Source organism: Micromonospora sp. WMMD1076, from assembly GCF_029581475.1.
Lineage (GTDB): Bacteria > Actinomycetota > Actinomycetes > Mycobacteriales > Micromonosporaceae > Micromonospora > Micromonospora aurantiaca.
The window spans coordinates 2,976,291-2,998,273 of record NZ_CP120862.1 but is presented as its reverse complement, the minus strand read 5'-3'; the positions used below and the strand labels follow the sequence as shown (position 1 = coordinate 2,998,273).

Annotated in this window: 25 protein-coding genes; 11 read left to right on the top strand and 14 right to left on the bottom strand. The window is 74.1% G+C overall.

From position 1 onward, the window contains the following. Positions 1-116 precede the first annotated feature (116 nt). From O7622_RS14485 to thrS, 3 genes are all read right to left on the bottom strand, one after another. Positions 117-785, bottom strand: a complete 669-nt coding sequence (locus tag O7622_RS14485) for a hypothetical protein (protein ID WP_282313834.1) — start codon at positions 783-785, stop codon at positions 117-119. A 33-nt stretch (positions 786-818) separates the two neighbouring features. Next, positions 819-1,334 (bottom strand): HIT domain-containing protein, encoded by a 516-nt coding sequence (locus O7622_RS14480; protein ID WP_167796994.1) that lies wholly within the window; start codon positions 1,332-1,334, stop codon positions 819-821. A gap of 120 nt (positions 1,335-1,454) precedes the next feature. Beyond that, entirely contained in the window at positions 1,455-3,473 is a 2,019-nt protein-coding gene (thrS, locus tag O7622_RS14475; protein ID WP_282313833.1) for a threonine--tRNA ligase, read from the bottom strand. A 203-nt stretch (positions 3,474-3,676) separates the two neighbouring features. Between thrS and O7622_RS14470 the strand changes: the two genes are divergently transcribed. Next, positions 3,677-4,579 (top strand): DUF1775 domain-containing protein, encoded by a 903-nt coding sequence (locus O7622_RS14470; RefSeq protein ID WP_282313832.1) that lies wholly within the window; start codon positions 3,677-3,679, stop codon positions 4,577-4,579. 214 nt (positions 4,580-4,793) lie between these two features. Here O7622_RS14470 and O7622_RS14465 read toward each other — a convergent pair whose 3' ends face one another. Beyond that, the gene (locus O7622_RS14465) at positions 4,794-5,723 is read right to left on the bottom strand and encodes an ADP-ribosylglycohydrolase family protein (protein WP_282313831.1); all 930 of its coding nucleotides are present in this window, start codon (positions 5,721-5,723) and stop codon (positions 4,794-4,796) included. Between the two features lie 73 nt (positions 5,724-5,796). On the opposite strand from O7622_RS14465, the gene O7622_RS14460 reads away from it, so the two are divergent. After that, complete coding sequence (locus O7622_RS14460) at positions 5,797-6,486, top strand: response regulator transcription factor (protein ID WP_013285422.1); 690 nt, start codon at positions 5,797-5,799, stop codon at positions 6,484-6,486. A 29-nt stretch (positions 6,487-6,515) separates the two neighbouring features. After that, the gene (locus O7622_RS14455) at positions 6,516-7,904 is read left to right on the top strand and encodes a HAMP domain-containing sensor histidine kinase (RefSeq protein ID WP_282314141.1); all 1,389 of its coding nucleotides are present in this window, start codon (positions 6,516-6,518) and stop codon (positions 7,902-7,904) included. 304 nt (positions 7,905-8,208) lie between these two features. Here the strand turns inward: O7622_RS14455 and O7622_RS14450 are convergent, their stop codons facing one another. Both O7622_RS14450 and O7622_RS14445 read right to left on the bottom strand, forming a co-directional pair. Then, positions 8,209-9,234, bottom strand: coding sequence for an adenosine deaminase (locus O7622_RS14450; RefSeq protein WP_282313830.1), 1,026 nt, complete (start codon positions 9,232-9,234; stop codon positions 8,209-8,211). After that, positions 9,231-10,022 carry a trans-aconitate 2-methyltransferase gene (locus tag O7622_RS14445; protein WP_282313829.1) on the bottom strand — a complete coding sequence of 264 codons (792 nt, stop codon included), beginning with the start codon at positions 10,020-10,022 and terminating at the stop codon, positions 9,231-9,233. Before O7622_RS14445 ends, O7622_RS14450 begins: the two co-directional genes overlap by 4 nt. 84 nt (positions 10,023-10,106) lie before the next feature. Between O7622_RS14445 and O7622_RS14440 the strand changes: the two genes are divergently transcribed. Together O7622_RS14440 and O7622_RS14435 are read left to right on the top strand one after the other, a co-directional pair. Further along, positions 10,107-11,090: an aldo/keto reductase gene (locus O7622_RS14440; RefSeq protein ID WP_282313828.1), complete on the top strand. Its 984-nt coding sequence runs from the start codon at positions 10,107-10,109 to the stop codon at positions 11,088-11,090. A 76-nt stretch (positions 11,091-11,166) separates the two neighbouring features. Continuing rightward, positions 11,167-11,358 carry a hypothetical protein gene (locus O7622_RS14435; protein WP_282313827.1) on the top strand — a complete coding sequence of 64 codons (192 nt, stop codon included), beginning with the start codon at positions 11,167-11,169 and terminating at the stop codon, positions 11,356-11,358. Positions 11,359-11,439: 81 nt separating this feature from the next. Here O7622_RS14435 and O7622_RS14430 read toward each other — a convergent pair whose 3' ends face one another. From O7622_RS14430 to O7622_RS14400, 7 genes are all read right to left on the bottom strand, one after another. Then, a complete protein-coding gene (locus O7622_RS14430) occupies positions 11,440-11,643 on the bottom strand; it encodes a cold-shock protein (protein ID WP_007075740.1) in 204 nt (67 codons plus the stop codon). Positions 11,644-11,932: 289 nt separating this feature from the next. Next, positions 11,933-12,205, bottom strand: a complete 273-nt coding sequence (locus O7622_RS14425; protein WP_282313826.1) for a DUF4235 domain-containing protein — start codon at positions 12,203-12,205, stop codon at positions 11,933-11,935. After that, complete coding sequence (locus tag O7622_RS14420; RefSeq protein WP_282313825.1) at positions 12,202-12,543, bottom strand: DUF3618 domain-containing protein; 342 nt, start codon at positions 12,541-12,543, stop codon at positions 12,202-12,204. Before O7622_RS14420 ends, O7622_RS14425 begins: the two co-directional genes overlap by 4 nt. Further along, positions 12,540-12,974: a phage holin family protein gene (locus O7622_RS14415; protein ID WP_043325014.1), complete on the bottom strand. Its 435-nt coding sequence runs from the start codon at positions 12,972-12,974 to the stop codon at positions 12,540-12,542. Before O7622_RS14415 ends, O7622_RS14420 begins: the two co-directional genes overlap by 4 nt. A gap of 239 nt (positions 12,975-13,213) precedes the next feature. Next, positions 13,214-14,410 carry a mechanosensitive ion channel family protein gene (locus O7622_RS14410; protein ID WP_282313824.1) on the bottom strand — a complete coding sequence of 399 codons (1,197 nt, stop codon included), beginning with the start codon at positions 14,408-14,410 and terminating at the stop codon, positions 13,214-13,216. A 77-nt stretch (positions 14,411-14,487) separates the two neighbouring features. Continuing rightward, the gene (locus O7622_RS14405; protein ID WP_282313823.1) at positions 14,488-15,309 is read right to left on the bottom strand and encodes a DUF1206 domain-containing protein; all 822 of its coding nucleotides are present in this window, start codon (positions 15,307-15,309) and stop codon (positions 14,488-14,490) included. Between the two features lie 65 nt (positions 15,310-15,374). Beyond that, positions 15,375-15,734 carry a hypothetical protein gene (locus tag O7622_RS14400; protein WP_282313822.1) on the bottom strand — a complete coding sequence of 120 codons (360 nt, stop codon included), beginning with the start codon at positions 15,732-15,734 and terminating at the stop codon, positions 15,375-15,377. A 98-nt stretch (positions 15,735-15,832) separates the two neighbouring features. Here O7622_RS14400 and O7622_RS14395 point away from each other — a divergent pair, with 98 nt between their 5' ends. Together O7622_RS14395 and O7622_RS14390 are read left to right on the top strand one after the other, a co-directional pair. Next, positions 15,833-17,059 carry a cysteine desulfurase-like protein gene (locus tag O7622_RS14395; RefSeq protein ID WP_282313821.1) on the top strand — a complete coding sequence of 409 codons (1,227 nt, stop codon included), beginning with the start codon at positions 15,833-15,835 and terminating at the stop codon, positions 17,057-17,059. Next, a complete protein-coding gene (locus O7622_RS14390) occupies positions 17,056-17,343 on the top strand; it encodes a GNAT family N-acetyltransferase (protein WP_282313820.1) in 288 nt (95 codons plus the stop codon). Before O7622_RS14395 ends, O7622_RS14390 begins: the two co-directional genes overlap by 4 nt. Before the next feature lie 45 nt (positions 17,344-17,388). Here O7622_RS14390 and O7622_RS14385 read toward each other — a convergent pair whose 3' ends face one another. Beyond that, the gene (locus O7622_RS14385; protein WP_282313819.1) at positions 17,389-18,888 is read right to left on the bottom strand and encodes a glycoside hydrolase family 3 protein; all 1,500 of its coding nucleotides are present in this window, start codon (positions 18,886-18,888) and stop codon (positions 17,389-17,391) included. A 139-nt stretch (positions 18,889-19,027) separates the two neighbouring features. Between O7622_RS14385 and O7622_RS14380 the strand changes: the two genes are divergently transcribed. From O7622_RS14380 to O7622_RS14365, 4 genes are all read left to right on the top strand, one after another. Further along, positions 19,028-19,150, top strand: coding sequence for a hypothetical protein (locus O7622_RS14380; RefSeq protein ID WP_013285408.1), 123 nt, complete (start codon positions 19,028-19,030; stop codon positions 19,148-19,150). A 40-nt stretch (positions 19,151-19,190) separates the two neighbouring features. Next, the gene (locus tag O7622_RS14375) at positions 19,191-19,637 is read left to right on the top strand and encodes an LLM class flavin-dependent oxidoreductase (RefSeq protein ID WP_282313818.1); all 447 of its coding nucleotides are present in this window, start codon (positions 19,191-19,193) and stop codon (positions 19,635-19,637) included. Between the two features lie 50 nt (positions 19,638-19,687). Beyond that, entirely contained in the window at positions 19,688-21,319 is a 1,632-nt protein-coding gene (locus tag O7622_RS14370) for a RecQ family ATP-dependent DNA helicase (RefSeq protein ID WP_282313817.1), read from the top strand. 63 nt (positions 21,320-21,382) lie between these two features. Continuing rightward, entirely contained in the window at positions 21,383-21,886 is a 504-nt protein-coding gene (locus O7622_RS14365; RefSeq protein ID WP_282313816.1) for a hypothetical protein, read from the top strand. Positions 21,887-21,983: the final 97 nt, after the last annotated feature.

The following is a 21,983-nucleotide window of genomic DNA, read 5'->3' as shown; positions in this document are numbered from 1 at the left end:
GGCCCGAAGGACGACCGGCCCGGACGATTCGCCCGCGATGAAGGCCGTCGACCCGCTCCGCGCCGGCTGCGAGACCGTCGGGGCGCCGGGCGGGCAGCGCGCCGGGTCGCGATCCGTCAGCGGGCGTAGGCCAGCAGTACCGGCTCGTCCTGGCCGGGCCACGTGCCGGTGAGCCCGCCGGAGTCAGGCACCTCGGCCGGCACAGGCCGCCGGACCACCGCCAGCTCGACGTCCCCGACCCGGACCGCCGTCACGCCGCCGTCACCCGAGCCGGCCGCAGCCGAACCAGCCGACACCGGGCCGGCCGACACTGGGCCGGCCGAAGCCGGACCGGTCGGCACCGGACGGCCGGTACGGCTGCCCGCCAGCGTCATGCTCGCCGGGCGCACCTCGCGCTTCCCGTCGACCTCGAAGTACTCCTCGGCCTGCCCGGCGTCGGCGAGCACGGCGGCGGCCAGCAGCGGCGGGTACACCGGGTCGCCGCAGGCGTCGTACGCCCAGCGGCGGCCGAGCACCGAGTGCTCGACGACGCCCACCAGGTGCTCGTCCGCCCCGGCCAGCGGGGCGCCCCGGTAGGTCAGCGGCACCTGGAGCACCGGGCCGTCACCGGCGCGCACGAGCAGCGTCTCGATGCCGACCTCGCCGGCCGGGTCGTCGAACCGGTACGCCGCGACGCGGCTGACCGGCGCGCCGGCCTCGCCGGCGAACCACTGCCGGCCGGGCAGCCAGCCGGCGAGCAGCTCCAGTTTCGAGGGACGCAGTTCCGCGCGGTGCAGGAGAGCCATGCGCAAGATCGTACTGTCGGGGCGGGCTCCCCGTCAGGCCGCCGCCCACGCCTTGGCGAGCAGCTCCCGGGTGTCGGCGAGCAGTTGCGGCAGCACCTTGGTCCGGCCGATCACCGGCATGAAGTTGGCGTCGCCACCCCAGCGCGGCACCACGTGCTGGTGCAGGTGCGCGGCGATGCCCGCGCCCGCCACGCCGCCCTGGTTCATGCCCAGGTTGAAACCGTGCGCGCTGGAGACGTGCCGGACCACCCGCATGGCGGCCTTGGTGAAGGCGGCCAGCTCGACCGTCTCCGGCTCGTCCAGCTCGGTGTAGTCGGCCACGTGCCGGTAGGGGCAGATCAGCAGGTGGCCGGGGTTGTACGGGTAGAGGTTGAGCACCGCGAACACGTGCTCGCCCCGGGCCACCACCAGGGACTCCTCCGGCGGCAGGCCGGGCGCGAGGCAGAACGGGCAGCCGGCCGGCTTCTCGTAACCGCCCTCGGGACGGTCCTCGCCGGAGATGTAGGTCATCCGGTGCGGCGTCCAGAGCCGGTCCAGCCCGTCCGCCAGACCGTCGTCGCCGCCGTACCCGGTGTCCCGCTCCGCCCCTGTCACACAGGCGATCCTACGATCCGGGCCGGGCCGCCGCCGAACCGCGCCGCCGCCCGGGCGGCGCGGTCGGCGGAGCGTCTACTCGGCGGCGGTGGCGGTGGGGCCGGCGTTGGTGCGTGACTCCACCACCTCGCGGACGTGCGCCACCGCCTCGTCGACCGGTACGCCGTTGCGCTGCGAGCCGTCCCGGTAGCGGAACGAGACGGTGCCGGCGGCCACGTCGTCGTCACCGGCGATCACCATGAACGGGATCTTCTGCTGCTGCGCGTTGCGGATCTTCTTCTGCATCCGGTCGTCGCCCAGGTCGACCTCGGCCCGGATGCCGTGCCGGCGCAGCCTCGCGGCGAAGTCGACCAGGTAGTCGCCGTGCTCGTCGCGGATCGGGATGCCGACCACCTGCACCGGCGCCAGCCAGGCCGGGAACGCGCCCGCGTAGTGCTCGGTGAGCACGCCGATGAACCGCTCGATCGACCCGAACTTGGCGCAGTGGATCATCACCGGCTGCTGCCGGGTGCCGTCGGCCGCCTGGTACTCCAGCCCGAAGCCCTTGGGCTGGTTGAAGTCGTACTGGATGGTCGACATCTGCCAGGTCCGGCCGATGGCGTCCTTGGCCTGCACGGAGATCTTCGGGCCGTAGAACGCCGCGCCGCCCGGGTCCGGCACCAGCTCCAGGCCGGTCTCCAGCGCGCACTGCTCCAGCACGGCGGTCGCGGTCGCCCAGTCCTCGTCGGAGCCGACGAACTTGTCCGGCTTCGAATCGTCGCGGGTCGACAGCTCCAGGTAGAAGTCGTCGATGCCGAAGTCACGCAGCAGGCTGAGCACGAAGCCGAGCAGGTGCTTGATCTCCGACGGCGCCTGCTCCCGGGTGCAGTAGGAGTGCGAGTCGTCCTGGGTGAAGCCGCGCACCCGGGTCAGGCCGTGGATGACGCCCGACTTCTCGTACCGGTAGACCGTCCCGAACTCGAACAGCCGCAGCGGCAGCTGCCGGTAGGACCGCCCGCGCGACCGGTAGATCAGGTTGTGCATCGGGCAGTTCATGGCCTTGAGGTAGTAGTCGCTGCCCTCCATCTCCATCGGCGGGAACATCGTGTCCTTGTAGTAGGGCAGGTGTCCCGAGGTGTGGAAGAGCCCTTCCTTGGAGATGTGCGGGGTGCCGACGTAGTCGAAGCCCTCCTCGACGTGCCGCGCCCGGACGTAGTCCTCCATCACCCGCTTGAGCACGCCGCCCTTGGGGTGGAAGACCGGCAGGCCGGATCCGATCTCGTCGGGGAAGCTGAACAGGTCGAGGTCCGCGCCGAGCTTGCGGTGGTCGCGGCGGGCGGCCTCCTCGAGAAGCTTCAGGTACGCCTTGAGTTCGTCCCGGGTCGGCCACGCGGTGCCGTACACGCGCTGGAGCTGCGGGTTCTTCTCCGACCCGCGCCAGTACGCGGCGGCCGAGCGCATCAGCTTGAACGCACCGATCAGCCGGGTGTTCGGCAGGTGCGGGCCCCGGCACAGGTCCGACCAGCAGACCTTGTCCTCGTTCGCGGCGAGGTTGTCGTAGATGGTCAGCTCGCCGCCGCCCACCTCCATCACCTCGGAGGAGTCCAGCCCCTCCCCCTTGACCTCGATCAGCTCCAGCTTGTACGGCTCGGCGGCCAGCTCGGACCGCGCCTCGTCCAGGTCGGCGAACCGGCGGCGGCGGAACCGCTGGCCGGACTTGACGATCTCCTGCATGCGCTTCTCGAGCTTGGTCAGGTCGTCCGGCTGGAACGGCTTGTCGACGCCGAAGTCGTAGTAGAAGCCGTTCTCGATCGGCGGGCCGATGCCGAGCTTGGCGTCCGGGAAGACGTCCTGCACGGCCTGGGCCAGCACGTGGGCGGTGGAGTGGCGCAGCACGTTCAGCCCGTCCGGGCTGTCCAGCGTGACCGGCTCGACCGCGACGTCCTCGGCCGGGCGCCAGTCCAGGTCTCGGAGCTGGCCCTGCGGGTCGCGGACCACCACGATCGCCTTCGGCCCGCTCGTCGGCAGGCCGGCCGCGGCCACCGCGTCGGCCGCCGTGGTCCCGGCGGCGACGACGACGGGGTCGGCCACGACGGGGGTACGGGGTGCGGACACGGTGACTCCTGTCGTCGACGGTACGGAAGGGCCGGTGACCGGCCCCTGCGATGCTATCGGTCGACCGGACCCGGACCGCCGCCGACGCCGGTGCCCGCCGTCGGCGAGTTCCGTGCCGGGTTGAACCTTTTCGCCCCGCCGCCCGAACTACCAGGTGGGGCCGGAGCCGGTACCGGCCCCAGTCGAGAAGGATGGGGACGACCATGAGGATGACCCGTCAGGGCCGGTGGGCGGCTGCGCTGCTGGCGGCCGTACTCGCCGGGGCGGTGGGCTGGCCGGGCGCGGCGAACGCGGCCGGGGTGACCGTCACGACCTCGCCCGCCCAGGTACGCCAGGGCGACGCGATCGAACTGTCGGTGCTGGTCCCGGCGGACAAGCCCGGCACCCGGACCACCCGGATCGAGCTGACCATGCCCGCGGACGCCCCGATCGGCGAGGTGTACCCGCTGTCGGTGCCGGACTGGGCGCCGACCATCACGACCCGCACCCTCGACCAGCCCGTACCCGGCATGCACGCGGCCGAACTGAACCAGGTGACCCACTCGGTGAGCTGGCTGCGGATGCCCGGCACCGGCACCGGGGCGGCCCGGCTGCCGCTGGGCATGGGACCGATGCCCGCCACCGACCGGCTCACGTTCACGGTGACGCAGACGTACGACGACGGCACCGTGGTCCGGTGGGCGGACCCGGCGGGTGGCGCGCACCCCGCGCCGGCGCTCGACCTGCTGCCGCCGCTGCCGGGCACCGTGACGCACGACGGCGTCCCCGGAGCGGGCGGCGCCGGGCACGGCGGTCACGGCGCCGCGGGCGCCCCTGGCGCTGCCGGTGGGGCGCAGGGCGGCGCAGCGGGCGGCACGGCACCGGCGGCCGGTGCTGCGGACGACGGGCCGAGCGCCGACCTGCTGCTCGGCGGCGGCCTGCTCGCCGGGCTGGCCGGCGGCGCGGCGATCGGGTGGCTGCTCAGTCGCCGCCGGCGCGACACCATGACCCTCCCGGACGACAGCGACGGCCCCTCCGACACCACCGACGCCACCGCGACCCCCGACAACGCGACCTCCGAAGCCGGCGAGCCCGTCCCCGCCGGCGCTGCCTCCACGCGCCCCTGACCGCCACCCGCCCACTCGCCCACTCGCCCACTCGCCCACTCGCCCACTCGCCCACTCGCCCAACAAGCGGGAACACTCATCCACGATGCGAGACCACAGTAGATCTTGGTACGAAACGGCCCCCAGGAGGGCCGTTTCGTACCAAGATCTCGGGCTCCACCGGCGGCGGACCGCAGCCGCGGGCGCGGGTGGGGTGGGGTGGGGTGGGGTGGGGTCAGGCGGTGGCGGTTAGCCAGCCGGGGAGCGGCTCGCGGGCGGTCAGCCAGCCCTCCGGCACGCCGCCCGGCGCGCCCACCCCGGTGTACGCGGCCACGATCCCGCCCACGATCGCGGCTGTGGTGTCCACGTCGCCGCCCGCCTCCACACAGACGCGGATCGCGGCCGGGTAGTCGTGCAGCAGCGTGGCGGCGGCCCAGAGCGTGAACGGCACGGTGTCCTGCGCGGTGACCCGGGAGCCGTTGCCGAGCGCGTCGGCCGCCTCGGCGGCGGAGTGACCGAGCAGCGCGGCGGCCCGGCGTACCCCGCGGTGCACCTCACCGGCCAGGTCGAGCGTCCCGGCGACGGCGGTGAGCAGCCGGGCCGGGTCGGGCCGGCCGCCGTCGAGGCGGGCGCGGGCGGCGAGCGAGGCGGCCACCGCGACCGCTACCGCGCCGGCGACGCCCTCCGGGTGGGCGTGTGTCACCTCGGCGGAGACACGGGCCTGCTCGGCGGCGCGGCGGGTGGAGTCGGCGTGCCAGGCGCCGAGCGGCGCGACACGCATCGCGGCGCCGTTGCCGCAGGAGCCCTGCCCGTCGAACGCGGACGCGGCGGCCACCGGCCAGGGCGTACCGGTGCGGATCAGCCGCAGCACCGTCACCGCGCCCGGCCCGTACCCGCGGTACGGCTCGCAGCGCTGCGCGAACGCCAGCGCCAGCCGGTCCCGGTCGATGCGGCCGTCGGCGGCCAGCTCGGCCACCACCGAGCAGGCCATCTCGGTGTCGTCGGTCCACTCCCACGGCGGCGCGGGCAGCCGCCCGGCGGCGAGGTCGTCCGGGTGCCGGCCGGGAACGAAGAACTGGGAGCCGAGGGCGTCGCCCACCGACAGGCCGGCCAGCGCGTCGCGGGCGAGCGTGAGGCGGGTGTCGGGAAAGAGCGTGAACGTCATCGCCGTCCCAGCTTGCCCGCTTCCCCGGACCGCCGCAACGCGACCGGCTTGCCACGCCGAGTACGGTGCTGACGTGGCAACCGTCCTGCTGGTCGAAGACGACCACGTCGTGCGCGGCGCCATGCTGCGGTCGCTGACCGACCGGGGGCACGCGGTGCACGCCGTCGGCACCGCGCTGGACGCGCTGCGCCGGGTCGCCGCGGAGACACCGGACCTGGTGGTGCTCGACCTCGGTCTGCCCGACCTGGACGGCTCGGACGCGTTGCGCATGCTGCGCGGCATCACCGACGTGCCGATCATCATCGCCACCGCCCGCGACGACGAGCAGTCGGTGGTACGGCTGCTGCGCGCCGGGGCGGACGACTACATGGTCAAGCCGTTCACCGGGGCGCACCTGGACGCCCGGATCACCACTGTGCTGCGGCGGGCCGGCCGGGCCAGCCGTACCGTCGCCCCGGCCGTGCACACGGTCGGCGGCCTGCGTGTCGACGTGGGCGAGCGCAGCGCGGTGCTGGACGGGGAGGCGCTGGCGCTGACCCGTAAGGAATTCGACCTGCTGGCGTATCTCGCCGCGCGTCCCGGCCGGGTAGTGTCCCGGCGGGAACTCTTGGAGGAGGTATGGCGGCAGCCATCGGTCGGCGAGGACCAGACCATCGACGTTCACCTGTACTGGCTCCGCCGCAAAATGGGCGAGTCCGCGGCGAAGCCGCGCTACCTGCGCACCGTGCGGGGGGTCGGCTTCCGGCTGGTGGCCCCGGACTGAGGTTCAGCCTCGCCGGGCTCACCGCGGGGCTGTGCGGCCTGATCGCGCTCGCCTTCCTCATCCCGCTCGGGCTCACCCTCGCCGACCGCACCCGGGAGGCGGAGCTGGCCGACGCCGCCCACCGGGCCGCGCTGGTGACCGGCGCGCTGGCGGTCAGCACGGACACCGCGACGATCGAGCGGGCGGTGGCCGCCGCGGCCGGCGACGATCCGGCCATGCGGCCGGTCGTGCACGGCATCGGCGCTGACGAGTCGGCCGGCCGCGCCGACCCGCGGGTGCTCGCCGACGCCGCGGCGCAGCGGCGGTCGGTGGTCACCGAGGTGGACGGCGGGGTGCTGCGGCTGGACCCGGTGGTGCTGGGTGACCGGGTCGCCGTGGTGGAGGTCTTCGTCCCCGACGAGGTGCTCGACTCCGGCGGCGGCCGTTGGCTGCTGCTGCTCGCGATCGGTCTGGCGCTCGTCGGCGCGGCGGTGGCAGTGGTCGACCGGGTGGCGGCCCGGGCCGTGGACGCCACCGGCGACCTGGTCAAGGCGGCGCTCGCGGTGGGCGACGGCGAGCTGGGGGTACGGGTCGAGCCGACCGGCCCGCGTGAGCTGGCCGAGGCCGGGCACGCGTTCAACCGCATGACGGAACGGCTGGTGGCGCTGCGCGCCGACGAGCACGAACTGGTCGCCGACCTGTCGCACCGCCTGCGCACGCCGCTGACCGCGCTGCGGCTGGACGCCGAGGCGCTGGAGTCCGACGACACGAGCATCGGCACGTTCAGCGAGGCGGAGCTGGACCGGCGGCGCGGCATCCGGCGGATCCGGCAGGCGATCGTCACGCTGGAGGGCGAGGTCGACCAGCTGATCAAGACGACCCGCAAGGCGGTCGCCCAGGAGACGGCACCGGCGTCGTGCGACGTGAGCGAGGTGGTCCGGGACCGGATGGTCTTCTGGTCGGCGCTGGCGGGTGACCAGAACCGGCCGCACCGGGTGGTCGGTGCGCAGTTGCGGATCCCGGCGCCGGTGCCCCGCGCCGAGCTGGCCGCCGCGCTGGACGCGGTGATCGGCAACGTGTTCCGGTACACGCCGCAGGGCACCGCGTTCGAGGTGGCGGTGAGCCGCCGGGACGGCTGGGTGGCGATCCGCATCGACGACGCCGGGGCGGGCGTCGCCGACCCGGACCGGGCGTTGCGCCGGGGTGAGAGCGACAAGGGCTCGACCGGGCTCGGGCTGGACATCGCCAAGCGGGTCGCGTTGCAGGCGAACGGTTCGGTGAGCATCGACCGGGCCCGGCTCGGCGGGGCGAGCGTGGTGATGCTGCTGGCCGACCCGGACGCGGCGCCCCGGCAGGTGAACCGGTTCGGGCTGGTCGGGCGGATGGCCCGGGAGGCACGCGAGCCGCGTCCCGGGCGGCGCTGGCCGCGCCCGCGCTGACCGCTGACTGTGTACGGGCGCAAGTTCTCCTTAAAGGTGGTTTAACGACGGCCGGAAAACCGGCGTGAACTGCCAGGATCGCTGACAGAACCCATCAGTTCCGTCGGCCGGGACGCCCCGTAAGACCTTCCGGCGGACGGATTATGCGCGCGGCGGGAGTCCGGTCCCCCCACACCTCGCTCCCGTCGCGCGCGCTCTCCCGTCACTCCCGGTCCCGCTGCCGCGCTCGCCGCGCCGGCGCCGTCCGGGCTGATGCTGACCGTGCGGCACCGGGCGTCCCGGCGGCCGGCGCCGGTACGGCCGCTCAGCGTGCCGCGCTCGCCAGGTACGCGTCGATCTCGGCGGTGATCCGGGCCTGCTCGGTCGGTGCCAGGAACGCCGCCGCGACCGCGTCGCGGGCCAGGGCGGCGACCCCGTCGGGGCCGAGCCGCAGCAGCCGGGCGGCCACCGCGTACTCGTCGTTGAGCGTGGTGCCGAACATCGGCGGGTCGTCGGAGTTGATGCTGACCGGCACACCGGCCTCGACCAGCCGGGGCAGCGGGTGCGCGTCCAGGCTGGGTACGGCCCGGGTGCGCACGTTCGACGTCGGGGAGATCTCCAGCGGGATCCGCCGCTCGGCGAGGTGGGTCAGCAGCGCCGGGTCCTGGGCGGCGGAGATGCCGTGGCCGATCCGCTCGGCGCCCAGTTCGCGCAGCGCGTCCCAGATCGTCTCCGGGCCGGTGGTCTCGCCGGCGTGCGGCACCGAACGCAGCCCGGCGGCCCGCGCCTGGTCGAACCACGGCTTGAACTGCGGCCGGGGCACCCCGATCTCGGGGCCGCCGAGGCCGAAGCTGACCAGCCCGTCGGGTCGTTCGTCGAGCGCGATCCGCAACGTCTGCTCGGCGGCGGGCAGGCCGGCCTCGCCGGGGATGTCGAAGCACCAGCGCAGCGCGATACCGAAGTCGGCCTCGGCGCGCTTGCGGGCGTCCTCGATCGCCTCGCAGAACGCCGGCGCCGGGATGCCGCGGTTGACGTGCGAGTACGGCGTCACGGTCAGCTCGGCGTAGCGGACCTGCTGGCGGGCCAGTTCCCGGGCGACCTCGTGGGTGAGCAGCCAGACGTCGTCGGCGTCGCGGATCAGGTCCACCACGCTGAGGTAGACCTCGATGAAGTGGGCGAAGTCGCGGAACGCGAAGTAGTCGGCGAGCGCCTCCGGGTCGGCCGGGACGGGGCTGCGCCCCTCGTGCCGGGCGGCCAGTTCGGCGACGATCCGGGGCGAGGCCGAGCCGACGTGGTGCACGTGCAGCTCCACCTTGGGCAGTCCGGCGATGAAGGTGGGCAGGTCGGTCACGAGTTCTCCTCTGCGCGGGTGCCGGTACGGGCCACCATGAAGATCCGGCGGAACGGGAAGTACACCTGACCCTGCCGCACCGGGTACGCCTGCGCGAGCCGTACCCCCAGCTCGGCGCGGAAGGCGGCCCAGCCGGCGGCGTCCAGCGCGGTGCGGACCGGGCGCAACGCGGTGCCCTCCATCCAGGCCAGCACCGGGTGGCCGGCGCCGGTGGCAGGCAGCAGATGCACGTACGTAGTCTCCCAGGCGTCGACCGCGCAGCCCGCGTCGGCCAGCAGCGTGGCGTAGCCGACCGGCTCGTCGACGGGCGCCTCGCGCAGCTTGCCGGCGAGCGCGTCGCGCCATCGGGCCCGGGCGGCGACGGAGCGCAGCAGCCGGTGCGACGGCACGCCGAAGTTGCCCGGCACCTGGAACGCCATCCAGGCGCCGCCCGGCAGCGCGCCCGCCCAGCGGCGGAGCAGGTCGCGGTGTTCCGGCACCCACTGGAGCACGGCGTTGCCGACCAGCACGTCCACGTCGGGCGCCGGCCGCCAGTCGCGGACGTCCCCGACGGCGTACGTGACCGGACCGCCCTCGGCGGTCGCCCGGGCGATCATCTCCGGGGAGGAGTCCAGGCCGGTGACCCGGCTGCCGGGCCAGCGTGCGGCGAGCGTGGCGGTGAGGGTGCCGGGGCCGCAGCCGAGGTCGACCACGGCGCGCGGGTGCTCGGCGCCGACGCGGGCCAGCAGGTCGTGGAACGGCCGGGAGCGCTCGTCGCCGTAGCGCAGGTAGGTGCGCGGATCCCACATGACAACCCCCAAACCGTACGTACGTCTTGTTGGACCGTACGGCCCGGCGCGCGCCACGGCAAGCCGCTCACTAGGCTCGACCGGGTGGAACAGCGCAGCTTCGACCGGCTCGGCCGGCACGTCGGCATCATCGGACTCGGCGCGTGGCAGCTCGGCGCGGACTGGGGCGAGGTCAGCGAGGACGCGGCGCTCGGCGTACTGGCCGCCGCCGTCGACGCGGGCGTCACCTTCCTGGACACCGCCGACGTGTACGGCGACGGCCGCAGCGAGGCCCTGATCGGCCGGTTCCTGCGCTCCCGCCCCGGGCACGGGCTCACCGTCGCCACCAAGATGGGCCGCCGGGTGGAGCAGACGCCCGAGGCGTACACCCTGGACAACTTCCGGGCCTGGACCGACAGGTCCCGGGCCAACCTCGGCGTCGGCACGCTCGACCTGGTGCAGTTGCACTGCCCGCCCACCGCCGTCTTCGCCGACGACCGGGTCTTCGACGCGCTCGACACGCTCGTCGACGAGGGACGCGTGGCCGGGTACGGCGTCAGCGTGGAGACCTGCGACCAGGCGCTCACCGCCATCGCCCGGCCCGGTGTGGCCAGCGTGCAGATCATCCTCAACGCGGTCCGGCACAAGCCGCTGGAGCGGGTGCTGCCCGCCGCCGCTGCCGCCGGGGTCGGGATCATCGCCCGGGTGCCGCTGACCAGCGGCCTGCTCTCCGGGCGGTACGACGAGAACACCACGTTCCCGGCGAACGACCACCGCACGTTCAACCGGCACGGCGAGTCGTTCGACGTCGGCGAGACGTTCTCCGGCGTGGACTACGACCTCGGCCTGGAGGCGGTACGCCGGCTCGCACCACTGGTCGGCGACGACCGCACGATGGCGCAGTTCGCGCTGCGGTGGGTCCTCGACCAGCCCGGCGTCACAGTGGTGATCCCCGGCGCCCGCTCCGCCCAGCAGGCACGACGCAACGCCAAGGCGGCCGGGCAGTCGGCACTGACCGAGGTGGAGCTGGCCGCGGTGCGGGCCACCTACGACGAGCTGATCCGCCCGCAGGTGCACGACCGGTGGTGAACCGGCCGGTCGGCGCGGCGTCGCCGGGCGCCGGCGGCGGGCATGCTGGAGCGGGACTGTCGTCGGAGGGGGAACGATGAGGGGTTGGTTCCGGCTCACCCTGGGGCTGCTCGCCGTGGTGATCGGTGCGCTGTGGACGGTGCTCGGCCTCGGGTACGTCGAGGGCAGCGCGATGAGCGACCAGCGGATCTGGGCGATGGTCGGCCCGGTGCTGGTCCTGTTCGGACTGGCCGGGCTCTGGTGGGGCATGCGGGCACGGCGCCGCTGAGGAGCCGGGCACGGTGAAGCCCCGCCTCCCGTAGGGGGTGCGGGGCTTCCGGCACCGGCCGGCGCGGCCGGTGCGGTCAGCTCAGATGGGGCGGACCTGCTCGGCCTGCGGACCCTTCTGACCCTGGGCGATCTCGAACTCCACCCGCTGGTTCTCCTCCAGCGTGCGGTAGCCGCTGGTCTGGATGGCCGAGAAGTGGACGAACACGTCAGCACCCCCGCCGTCGACGGTGATGAAGCCGAAGCCCTTGTCAGCGTTGAACCACTTCACGGTTCCCTGCGCCATGTGTATCTCCTTCTAAAACTGGCGGCCGAGCACGCCGTGCGGCCGATTGGCCGTTTTCGAGCAGCGGCGCCTGAGGCGGCCCCCAATGCAGGAGACTTCTCTCAACCCACGCGTCTCTCAACAGCGTGAGACAGCAAACCACGTACGCAAAAACTTCGCACAGCCTACCGGACGAAATTCTCCGACATGTGACCTGAAGGTCGCGCGAACGGCGCTGCGCGGCCCCGCCGGAGCCATGCGAAAGACCCCTTTCCCGCGCTCGGGAAAGGGGCCTTTCCGGCCATTTTCATCAGTCCGGCCAGCGACCGGTCAGCCGGCGTACGCCCACCGCTCCGCCCCGGTCGACGGCAGCCCGCACCACCGCGAAGATGGCCCCCTGGAGGGCCGCGGCGGCCAGCACCTCGCCCCAGCGGCGGTCCTCGTCGGTGGCGCTCGGCGCATCGCCGTCGCCCGCCGTCACCTTCCAGACCTGGCGGAAGATCACCCCGGCGACGGTACCGGCGGCCAGGCCGAGCAGCACCCCCACCGGCTTGTACGCCGCCTTGCCGATCCTGCCGCTCACCTGCGCCTCCCTCGGACGATCACCAGCACCACCGCGGTCACCAGCGCGCCGGCCGCGACGGCCGCCCACGGCAACGGGTTGCGCCCGACCGCCTCACCCTTCTCGTACGCCTGCGCCCGGACCAGCCGGGCCCGCTCCGCCGCCCGCCCGCGCACCCGGGCCGCGGTCAGCGACGCCTGCTCGCGCATCCGCGCCTTCGCCTGCTCGGCGGAGTGCCGCACCAGCGCCTTCGGATCGGCCCTGGCCGCGAGCAGCTCCATCGTCTCACCGAGCTCCACCCGGGTCCGGCGGATCTCCTCCCGGAGCGCCGCCACGTCCCCGGTCCCGTTACCGGTCATGCCCGTCTCCCGTCCTTCACCGCGGCGGTGACCGTGTCGACGTCCGCCCGAACGCTGCGGACCGCCGCCTCAGGCACCGGCGGGACGGCACGGCTGACCTGCTTCTTGCCCACCAGCGCCAGGATCCCGGCGAGCAGGAACAGCGCCACCGCCACGATCAGGGCGGCCAGCCACGCCGGCATGACAAGCGCCAGCAGCAGGATCACTGTGGCGACAAGGGCTCCGGCGCCGTAGAGCGCCATCACCCCGCCGCCGCCGAACAGACCGATCCCGATCCCGGCGTGCTTGCCCTTCTGGGTCAGCTCCGCACGGGCCAGGGCCAGCTCGTCCCGCACCAGGCGGGTGACCTGCTCGGTGGCGCGCTGTACCAACTCGGCGGTGGACGGCTCGTTCCCGGTCCGCGACGTGCTGCGACTCGCGACGTCAGCCATGCTGTCCTCCTTTCGTCATCACCGCGCTGTATGCCCGGAGTCGCCGCCCGTCAATCCTGCGCGGAGCAGCCGGTCCGCACGGCCGCGCCCCGCCGGGACCCGGTGCCGGGCACCGGATCCGGGGCGTGCGCACCACGTCCCCCGCAACGGCCCGGCCAAACCCGCCCGGCCGGAAAGCCGCCCGGACGCGGGAACCCCCGGCGCCGTGGGCGGCCGGGGGCTCCGATCGGGGTACGGGATCAGCGACGCGCCTCGGCGTGCTCCTCCCGGCCCACGAACACCTCGCTGCGGGCCTCGCCGTCGTCGCTGCCGCCGAAGACACGCGCGTCGTCGGGCGCCTCGGTGCCGGCCGGACGGCGTACCGGGCGGCGCGGCTGCACCGCCTGCCAGGGCAGCGGACCGGTGGCGTCGCCGACCTCGGCGCGCAGCCGGGGCAGGGCGGTCGGGCGCTGGTCGCGTACCCAGGTCACCAGGTGCTCACGGACCAGGCACCGCAGGTCCCACAGGCTGCCCGCGTCGGCGGCGCTGACCAGCGCGCGGACCTTGACCATGCCGCCGGTCGCGTCGGTCACCTGGAGCACGCAGACCCGGCCGTCCCACAGCTCGGTGCCCTCGCACAGGCGGCGCAACTCCTCCCGCATCGCCTGCACCGGAATCGCCCAGTCCAGCTCGAACTCGGCGGTGCCGAGCACCGCCGCCTCGGTCCGGGTCCAGTTCTGGAACGGCCGGCTGGTGAAGTACGAGGTGGGCAGGATGAGCCGGCGGTCGTCCCAGACCTGCACCACCACGTAGCTGAGCGTCAGCTCCTCGATCCGGCCCCACTCCCCCTCGACCACCACCACGTCGTCGAGGCGTACCGCGTCGCTGAACGCGAGCTGGAGACCGGCGAAGACGTTGGCGAGCAGGCTCTGCGCGGCCAGCGCGGCGACCGCGGCGATCACACCGGCGGAGGTCAGCACACCGGCGCCGACCCCGCGCACGGCCGGGAACGTCATCAGCATCACGCCGACCGTGAGGATCACGATCACCGCGATGGTGAGCCGGCGCAGCAGCACCACCTGCGTACGGACCCGGCGGGCGTGCCTGTTGTTCGGCACGTCGACCCGGAACCGGGCCAGCGCGGTGTCCTCCGCCACCACCAGCAGCGAGGCCACCAGCCACGCGGTGGCGGCGATCGTCGCCAGCACCAGCGTGTGCAGGACGAACTGCCGCCACGGGCTGCCGACCGCGTACGCGGTGGTGAACCGGATCGCGAACTGCACCGCCGCCACGGTGACCGCGACCTGGAACGCGCGGTGCGCGTGCTCGGTCAGCTCGGTCATCAGCAACGAGCGGCGGCCGAGGCGGCGGGTGACCCGGTGCACCACCTGGGCCAGCACCAACGCGATCGCCGCCGCGGCGAGCGCGGCGGCGACTGTCACGACGTAACTCTGCACGAACTCTCTCTCCCTCCGACCGGGCGGGAATCGGGCAAAGGCCCAATGGTGCCCGGCGGCCCGGGTATCGACCAGGATCAGACCTTGCGGTACCGGGACTGGAAGAAGCAGTAGACACCGAACGCGGCGATGCCGAGCGCCATGAGCGCCAGCAGCCACGGCCCGTACGACTGGTCGCGCAGCGTCCGCAGCGCGGCGTCGAGGCCACGCGCCTTCTCCGGGTCGTAGTTCACGGCGGCGACCACGATCAGCAGGCCGGCGATGGCGAACACGGCGCCCCGGGAGGCGTACCCGGCCATGCCGAGCCGACGGGTGAGCTGGCGGGTCTTCGGGCTCATCTCGCCGGTCTTGAGGTTGCGTTCGAACTTCTTCTTCAGGCCGTAGACGACCATGCCGACGCCGAGCGCGGCGAGCGCGAGCCCGGCCAGGCCGACCAGCCACCGGCCGCCGTCGGAGGCCATCAGCTTCTCGGAGAGCTGCTGCTGCTGGTCGGAGGCGTTGGAGCTGGCGTCCTGGAAGACCTTGATCGCGGTCCAGCCCAGCCAGACGAACACGACGACCCGGACCACCGAGGCGATCCGTTCGAACAGTCGTTCCTTGCCCGTCCTGGACACGTGGCCGGAGATCGCCTCGAATGCCTGCCAGATCGCCATGGCGAACAGGCCGACAGCCATCGCGATCAGGAGGAACTTCCCGAGCGGCTGTTCACCGAGAGTGCGCAGCGCGCCGTTCTGGTTGCCCTCCTCGCCCGAGTTCCCGAAGGCGATCTGCAGCGCCAGCCAGGCGAGGAGCAGGTGCACGATTCCGTATCCGATGAAGCCGGCACGGGTCAACAGTTCGAGCCAGCGGCTGTTTCGAGCCTGGGCGGCGGTGGCTCCGGCGTTCCGGGTGAGAGACATGAGCCCTCAATCTCCCGGCGGGCGATTCTCCAAACGTCGCCGCCCGCCGGGACGGCCGAAACGGATCAGGCGCTGAGGTCCCGGGCGACCCGCACCACCACCTGCTGATCGTTGACGCTGTCCAGGCTGACCTGGAAGCCGGCGACCTCGGTGGCCTGCTGGCCCATTGTGAGCGAGAGCTGTTCCCCGGCGACCTCGACGGTGACCTGGTCGCCTTCGGCACCGATCAGCTTCGCCTCGACGCCGAGGATCCGGGCGCTGGCCTCCACTCCGCGGTCGAAGGTGATCGTGCAGGCGTCGAGGCCGCAGTCGGTCTCGGCACCTTCGGAGCTGCATCCGGCGAGCAGTGCGGCGCCGAGGGCGAGACCGGCGAGCAGACCGGCGGCGCGGCGGGCGGGGGCGGAGGTGGCGCGTCGGATCGTCACCCGCCCAAGGATAGGCGGCATGCGCCACCGCGCCCTCGCGGGCGGGCGCGGGCGGCCACGCCGGGCGGGGTGTCCGGGGTGCGCGCTAGGGTGCCGGAATGGCTTTCGACGTCGCCCGGGTCCGGGCCGGCTACCCTGCCCTGAGCGAGGGATTCGCCCACTTCGACGGCGCCGGGGGCACCCAGACCGCCGCCGCTGTCGTCGAGGCGGTGGCCGGGGCGATGCGCGCCGCGACGGGCAACCGCAGCACCGCCTTCTCTCCCGGCCGCCGGGCGCTGGATCTGGTCGCCGGGGCGCGGGCCGCGGTCGCCGACCTGCTCGGCGCGCAGCCGTCGGGCGTGGTGCTCGGGCCGAGCGCGACAGCGCTGACGTACACGCTGGCCCGGACGATCGGCGCCGGCTGGCGTCCGGGCGACGAGGTGGTGGTCTCCCGGCTGGACCACGACGCGAACGTCCGCCCGTGGGTGCAGGCCGCGCAGGCGTCCGGCGCCACGGTGCGCTGGGCCGAGTTCGACCCGGCGACCGGCGAGTTGCCCGCCGGCCAGTACGCCGACCTGGTCACCGAGCGCACCCGGCTGGTGGCGGTGACCGCCGGCAGCAACGCGATCGGCACCGTGCCGGACGTGGCGGCGATCGCCAAGACCGCGCACGCCGCCGGCGCGCTGGTCTGCGTGGACGGCGTGCACTCGGTGCCGCACGGCCCGACCGACCTGGCCTCGCTCGGCGCGGACTTCCTGGTGACGAGCGCATACAAGTGGTCCGGTCCGCACCTGGCGGCGATGGTCGCCGACCCGGCGCGCTGGGAGGCGCTGCGCCCGGCGAAGCTGCTCCCCTCCGCCGACGGGGTGCCGGACCGGTTCGAGTACGGCACGCCGAGCTTCCCGCTGCTGGCCGGGGTGACCGCCGCGGTGGACCACCTGGCCGGTCTGGATCCGGCGGCGACCGGCGACCGGGGCCAGCGGGCACGCGCCGGGCTGGCCGCCGCGCAGGCGCACGAGGAGGCGGTCTTCGACCGGCTGCTCGCCGGGCTGGCCGACCGCCCGTTCGTGACCGTGTACGGCGCACCGGCCCGGCGCTGTCCGACCGTGTCGTTCCGGGTGGCCGGCCAGGCCCCGGCGCAGACGGCTGCGGCGCTGGGCGAGGCGGGCCTGTGCCTGTCGCACGGTGACTACTACGCCTACGAGTACTTCGAGGGCATGGGCCTGCGGGGCAGCGGCGGCGCCGTGCGGGCCGGCGTCTACCACTACAACACCGTCGACGAGGTGGACCGGCTGCTGGCCGAACTGGACCGGCTGGCCGTGCCCGAGGGGAGAATGATCCGGTGAGCTTTCTGGTCGAGGAGAACACCGCAAAGCGCCGCTTCGAGATCCTGGTGGACGACGCGCTGGCCGGGTTCACCGCGTACACGCCCCGGGGCGAGACGCTGGTCTTCACGCACACCGAGGTCGACGACCGGTTCCAGGGTCAGGGCGTCGGCGCCGCGCTGGTCCGGGGCGCGCTGGACCAGGTCCGCGCCCGGGGCGGCCGGATCGTGCCGCAGTGCCCGTTCGTGGCCTCGTTCATCGAGCGCCACCCGGAGTACGCCGACCTGGTGATCGACAAGCCGTGAGGCCCGGCCCGGCCGGGGGACCTTCCCACCCGGCCGGGCCGGGAGTCAGCGCGCCCCGGTCAGCACCTCGGCGGCGGCCCGTGCCGCCGCGGCGGTGGCGCCGTGGGTGGCCAGGTGCACCGCACCGGTGACCAGCTCGGGCACGCCCAGCTCGACCACCACCGCGTCCGGGCGGGCGGCGAGCGCGCGGCGTACCGCGTCCCGCATCCAGTCGTGCCGGTGCAGGTCGCGCACCACGAGCACCAGCGGCCGGCCGGCGGGCGTCGCGCCCGGGTCGGCCGGTACGGCGTCGACGGCGTAGCGGGCGGTGGTGGTGCCGGGCGCCAGGTGGGCCAGCGGTGCGGCGATGCCCCACGGCGTCTCCTCGCCGATGGCGATGTTGCGCGGGGGCGCGAACTCCACGACGTGGGCCGGACCGGTCAGCGGCAGCAGCCCGGCGTCGCCGGTGACCCGGACCGCGCGGCGGGCGGCGGCGAGCCCGATCGGTGAGCCGTCGGCGGGCGGCGTGCCGGTGGCCCGGCGGGCGCGGGCGGCGACGCTCCACGCGGCGAGCTGGCCGACGCGCTTGGCCGCCTCGGCGAGCCGCTCCTCGGGCAGCTCCCCGCTGACCACCGCCGCGACGATCGCGTCGCGCAGCTCGCGGGCGTCGGCCTCGGTGGCCCGTTCCCCGCCGACGCAGATCGCGTCGGCGCCGGCCACGAGCGCGCGCACGGCGGCGCCGGTGAAGCCGTACCGGTCGGCCACCGCGCGCATCTCCACCGCGTCGGTGACCACCACGCCGCCGAAGCCCATCTCCTCGCGCAGCAGGCCGCCGAGCACGCGCGGGCTGAGCGTGGCGGGTAGTTCCGGGTCCAGCGCCGGCACCAGCAGGTGACCGGTCATCACCGCCTGCGCCCCGGCGGCCACGGCGGCGCGGAACGGGGCCAGTTCGACCGCGTCGAGGCGGGCCCGGTCGCCGCCGATGCGGGGCAGGTCGTGGTGCGAGTCGACCCGGGTGTCGCCGTGCCCGGGGAAGTGCTTGGCGCAGGCGGCGACGCCGCCGGACTGCAGGCCGCGTACCCAGGCGGCGGTGTGCCGGGCGACCAGGTCCGGGTCGGCGCCGAAGGAGCGCACCCCGATGACCGGGTTGGCCGGGTTGGAGTTGACGTCGGCGTCCGGGGCGTAGTCCAGCGTGACCCCGACGGCGGCCAGTTCGGCGCCCAGGTCGCGGGCGACCTCCTCGGTCAGGGCCGGGTCGTCGACAGCGCCGAGCGCGTAGTTGCCGGGGCGGGAGCTGCCCCTCGCGGACTCGATCCGGGTGACGTCGCCGGCCTCCTCGTCGATCGCCACGATGACGTCGGGCCGCTCGGCGCGCAGGTTCGCGGTGAGCGTGGCGACCTGCTCGTGGTCGACGACGTTGCGGGCGAACAGGACGACCGAGCCGAGGCCCTCGCCGAGCCAGCGGCGCACCCACGGCGGCGGTGTGGTGCCGACGAACCCCGGTTGCAGGACGGCGGCGGCGAGCGCCGCCAGGTCTCCGGTCGATCCCTCGGTCCGCTCGCTCATGTGCTGTCGTACCCCCGTCTCCCCCACGGACCCGCCGGGGCCGGCGGGTGCTGACATGGTCACACCGCTCCGCTAAATAGTCAACAATCCTTACTGTTAGCCGCTGGCGCCCTGCGGCAGCCCGTGGGAGAGTTCCCGCATGTCCGCTCTGCCGCTCGCCGACGCCACCAGCGCCGCCGACATCCCCGGCGTACGCCTGCTCGGCCTGGTGGTCGGCGGCCTGTTCCTGCTGATCGCGATCCGGGCCATGTTCCGCCGCTGATCCGCGCCGACGGGTCGGAGCCCGCAGCCGGGGGTGGGGCTTGCCGTGTCCGGACGCGACGGAGGAGGCGGTCGAGGTGATCCGCGAGCTGTGGCGCGGCGAGTTCGTCAACCACCACGGCAGGCACTACACGGTCGAGCACGCCCGGATCCGCACCCGGCCGGACACGCCCCCGCCGATCTACGTCTCCGGTTTCGGCCCGAAGTCGATCGAGCCGGTCGGCCGGGTCGGCGACGGCTACGTCAGCACCATGCCGGACGCCGACACGGTGCACCGGTTCCGCGAGTCCGGCGGCGGCGGCAAGCCGGTCCGGCCGGAGCAGGTCCGGGAGGCGTTCGTCTGCGGCCGGGACGCCGACGCCCACCTGGAGATGATCGACAGGTACGCCGAGGCCGGCTTCGACGAGGTCTACGTCGCCGGCACCGGTCCGCACTGGCAGGGCCTGTTCGACCTGTACCAGCGCGAGGTCCTGCCGCGGCTGCGGTGAGCGGCGGTGGCGGTTTCGCGCGGGACCGCCGGGGGTAGCTGAGGCGCTTGATGAAACTGACCACGCACTCCTCCAGCCTGCGCCGGGCGGCGCGGAACCTGTTCGGCTGGACCGCGCTGCGGCCCAACCAGCTCGCCGCCATGCGCGCCGTGATGAAGCGCCGCGACGCCCTGGTGGTGCTGCCCACCGGCGCCGGCAAGTCGGCGATCTACCAGATCCCGGCCAGCCTGATCCCCGGCCCGACTGTGGTGATCTCCCCGCTGCTGGCGTTGCAGCAGGACCAGATCGCCGCGCTCAACGAACGGCAGCGCCCGGAGCTGCGCGCGGTGCGGATCAGTTCGGACGAGAGCGCCGCCCAGCAGGCCGAGGCGATCGAGGACATCCGGGCCGGGCGCGCGGAGTTCCTGTTCATCACGCCGGAGGCGCTGAGCAACCCGGACCGGCTCGCCGAGGTCCGCGAGCTGAAGCCGGCGCTGGTCGCGATCGACGAGGCGCACTGCATCTCCGCGTGGGGCCACGACTTCCGGCCGGACTACCTGGCGCTCGGTCACCTGATCGACGGCCTCGGCCGGCCGCCTGTGGTGGCGCTGACCGCGACCGCCTCCCCGCCGGTACGCGACGACATCGTCGCCCGGCTGCGGCTGCGCGAGCCGGAGGTGGTGGTCTCCGGGCTGGACCGGCCCAACCTCTTCCTGGAGGTGGCCTACTGCCCGACCGACGACTACCGGTGGCGGCGGCTGATCGCGCTGCTGCGCGACGACGAGCGGCCCGGCATCATCTACGTGCCGACCCGGCGGGCGGCCGAGGAGCTGGCCGAGCGGCTCACCGGCGCCGGTTTCCCGGCCGAGTTCTACCACGGCGGCATGCCCACCGCGGCCCGGCACGAGCTGCACGAGGCGTTCCTCGCCGACCGGGTGCCGATCATGGTGGCCACGTCGGCGTTCGGCATGGGCATCGACAAGCCGAACATCGCCTGGGTGGTGCACATGGCGCTGCCCGACTCGCCGGACAGCTACTTCCAGGAGATCGGCCGGGCCGGGCGCGACGGCTCGCCGGCCCGGGTGCTGCTGCTGTGGCGCTCCGAGGACGTCGGCCTCCAGCGCTACTTCAGCGGCGGTCTGCCGGACTCCAAGGAACTGACCGAACTCGCCGCGGTGCTGCGCGGCAAGGCCCGCAACCGCAAGGAGCTGCGCGAGCTGACCGGTCTCGGTCCGCGCAAGCTGGGGCAGTACCTGTCCCTGCTGGAGCAGGTCGGCGCCGCCGAGCCACGCGCCGGGCAGCGCATCGGCGCGCCCCGGTACGCGCCGACGGCTGCCGAGTCCGGCCGCGCCGCGCTGGCCGAGGCGGAACGGCAGCAGACGGTGACCCGGTCGCGTACCGACATGATGCGCGCCTTCGCCGAGACCACCGGCTGCCGGGGCCAGGCCCTGCTGGCGTACTTCGGTGAGCAGATGCACGAGGTCTGCGGGCACTGCGACAACTGCCACGCGGGCACCAGTGTGGCGGGTGACGGCGCGGTCGGGCCGTTCCCGGTGCACAGCCAGGTGCGCCACCCGGAATGGGGCGCCGGTCTGGTGCTCAGCTACGAGGAGGACCGGATGACAGTGCTCTTCGACGAGGTGGGCTACAAGACGCTGTCCGTGCGCGTGGTGTCCGAACAGGGCCTGCTGGAGCTGGACTAGCCTGACCCGGGCGCCGCGGGGGCGCCCGTCGACAACGACGACCACGGCGAAAGGGGCCTGATCGTGATCGAGCAGCCGGCGTACACCCGGTTCGGCGTCTCCGACGAGGAGTGGGGACTTCTTGTGGGGCTGCCGCAGTCGGTGCTCACCGCGGCGGCCGCCGCCGAGTCCGACGGCACCCGCCGCACCATGGCCGAGAACGCCGCCGGGCTGGAGACCATCGCCACCGGCCGGGAGTCGGCCAGCCCGCTGGTCGCCGCGGTGGCCGGTGAGGTCGTCGACCGGGTGGGCGACCCGGAGACCGGCGCCGAGCTGCCGGTGATCACGCCGCCGGACCCGACGACGATGATCGAGGACGTGCTGGCCCGGGCCGGGCAGGCGTCCGCACTGCTCGCCGCGCGGGTGGACGAGGGGCAGGCCGGGGCGTACCGGCACTGGCTGGTGGAGATCGCCGAGCAGGTGGTGGGCGCGGCCTCCACCGGCGGCATCCTCGGTCTGGGCGGCGACGCGGTGACCGATTCCGAGCGCCGCTTCCGGGACCGGCTGGCCCAGGTGCTGAACGACTGACCGGACTCCTAACAGAACGTTTGCAGGTCCGTCAATGACGGACGTCACGCCCCACGGGTGTCGCTTTCCGGCCCCGTGGGGCGTCCTGCTTGTGGAG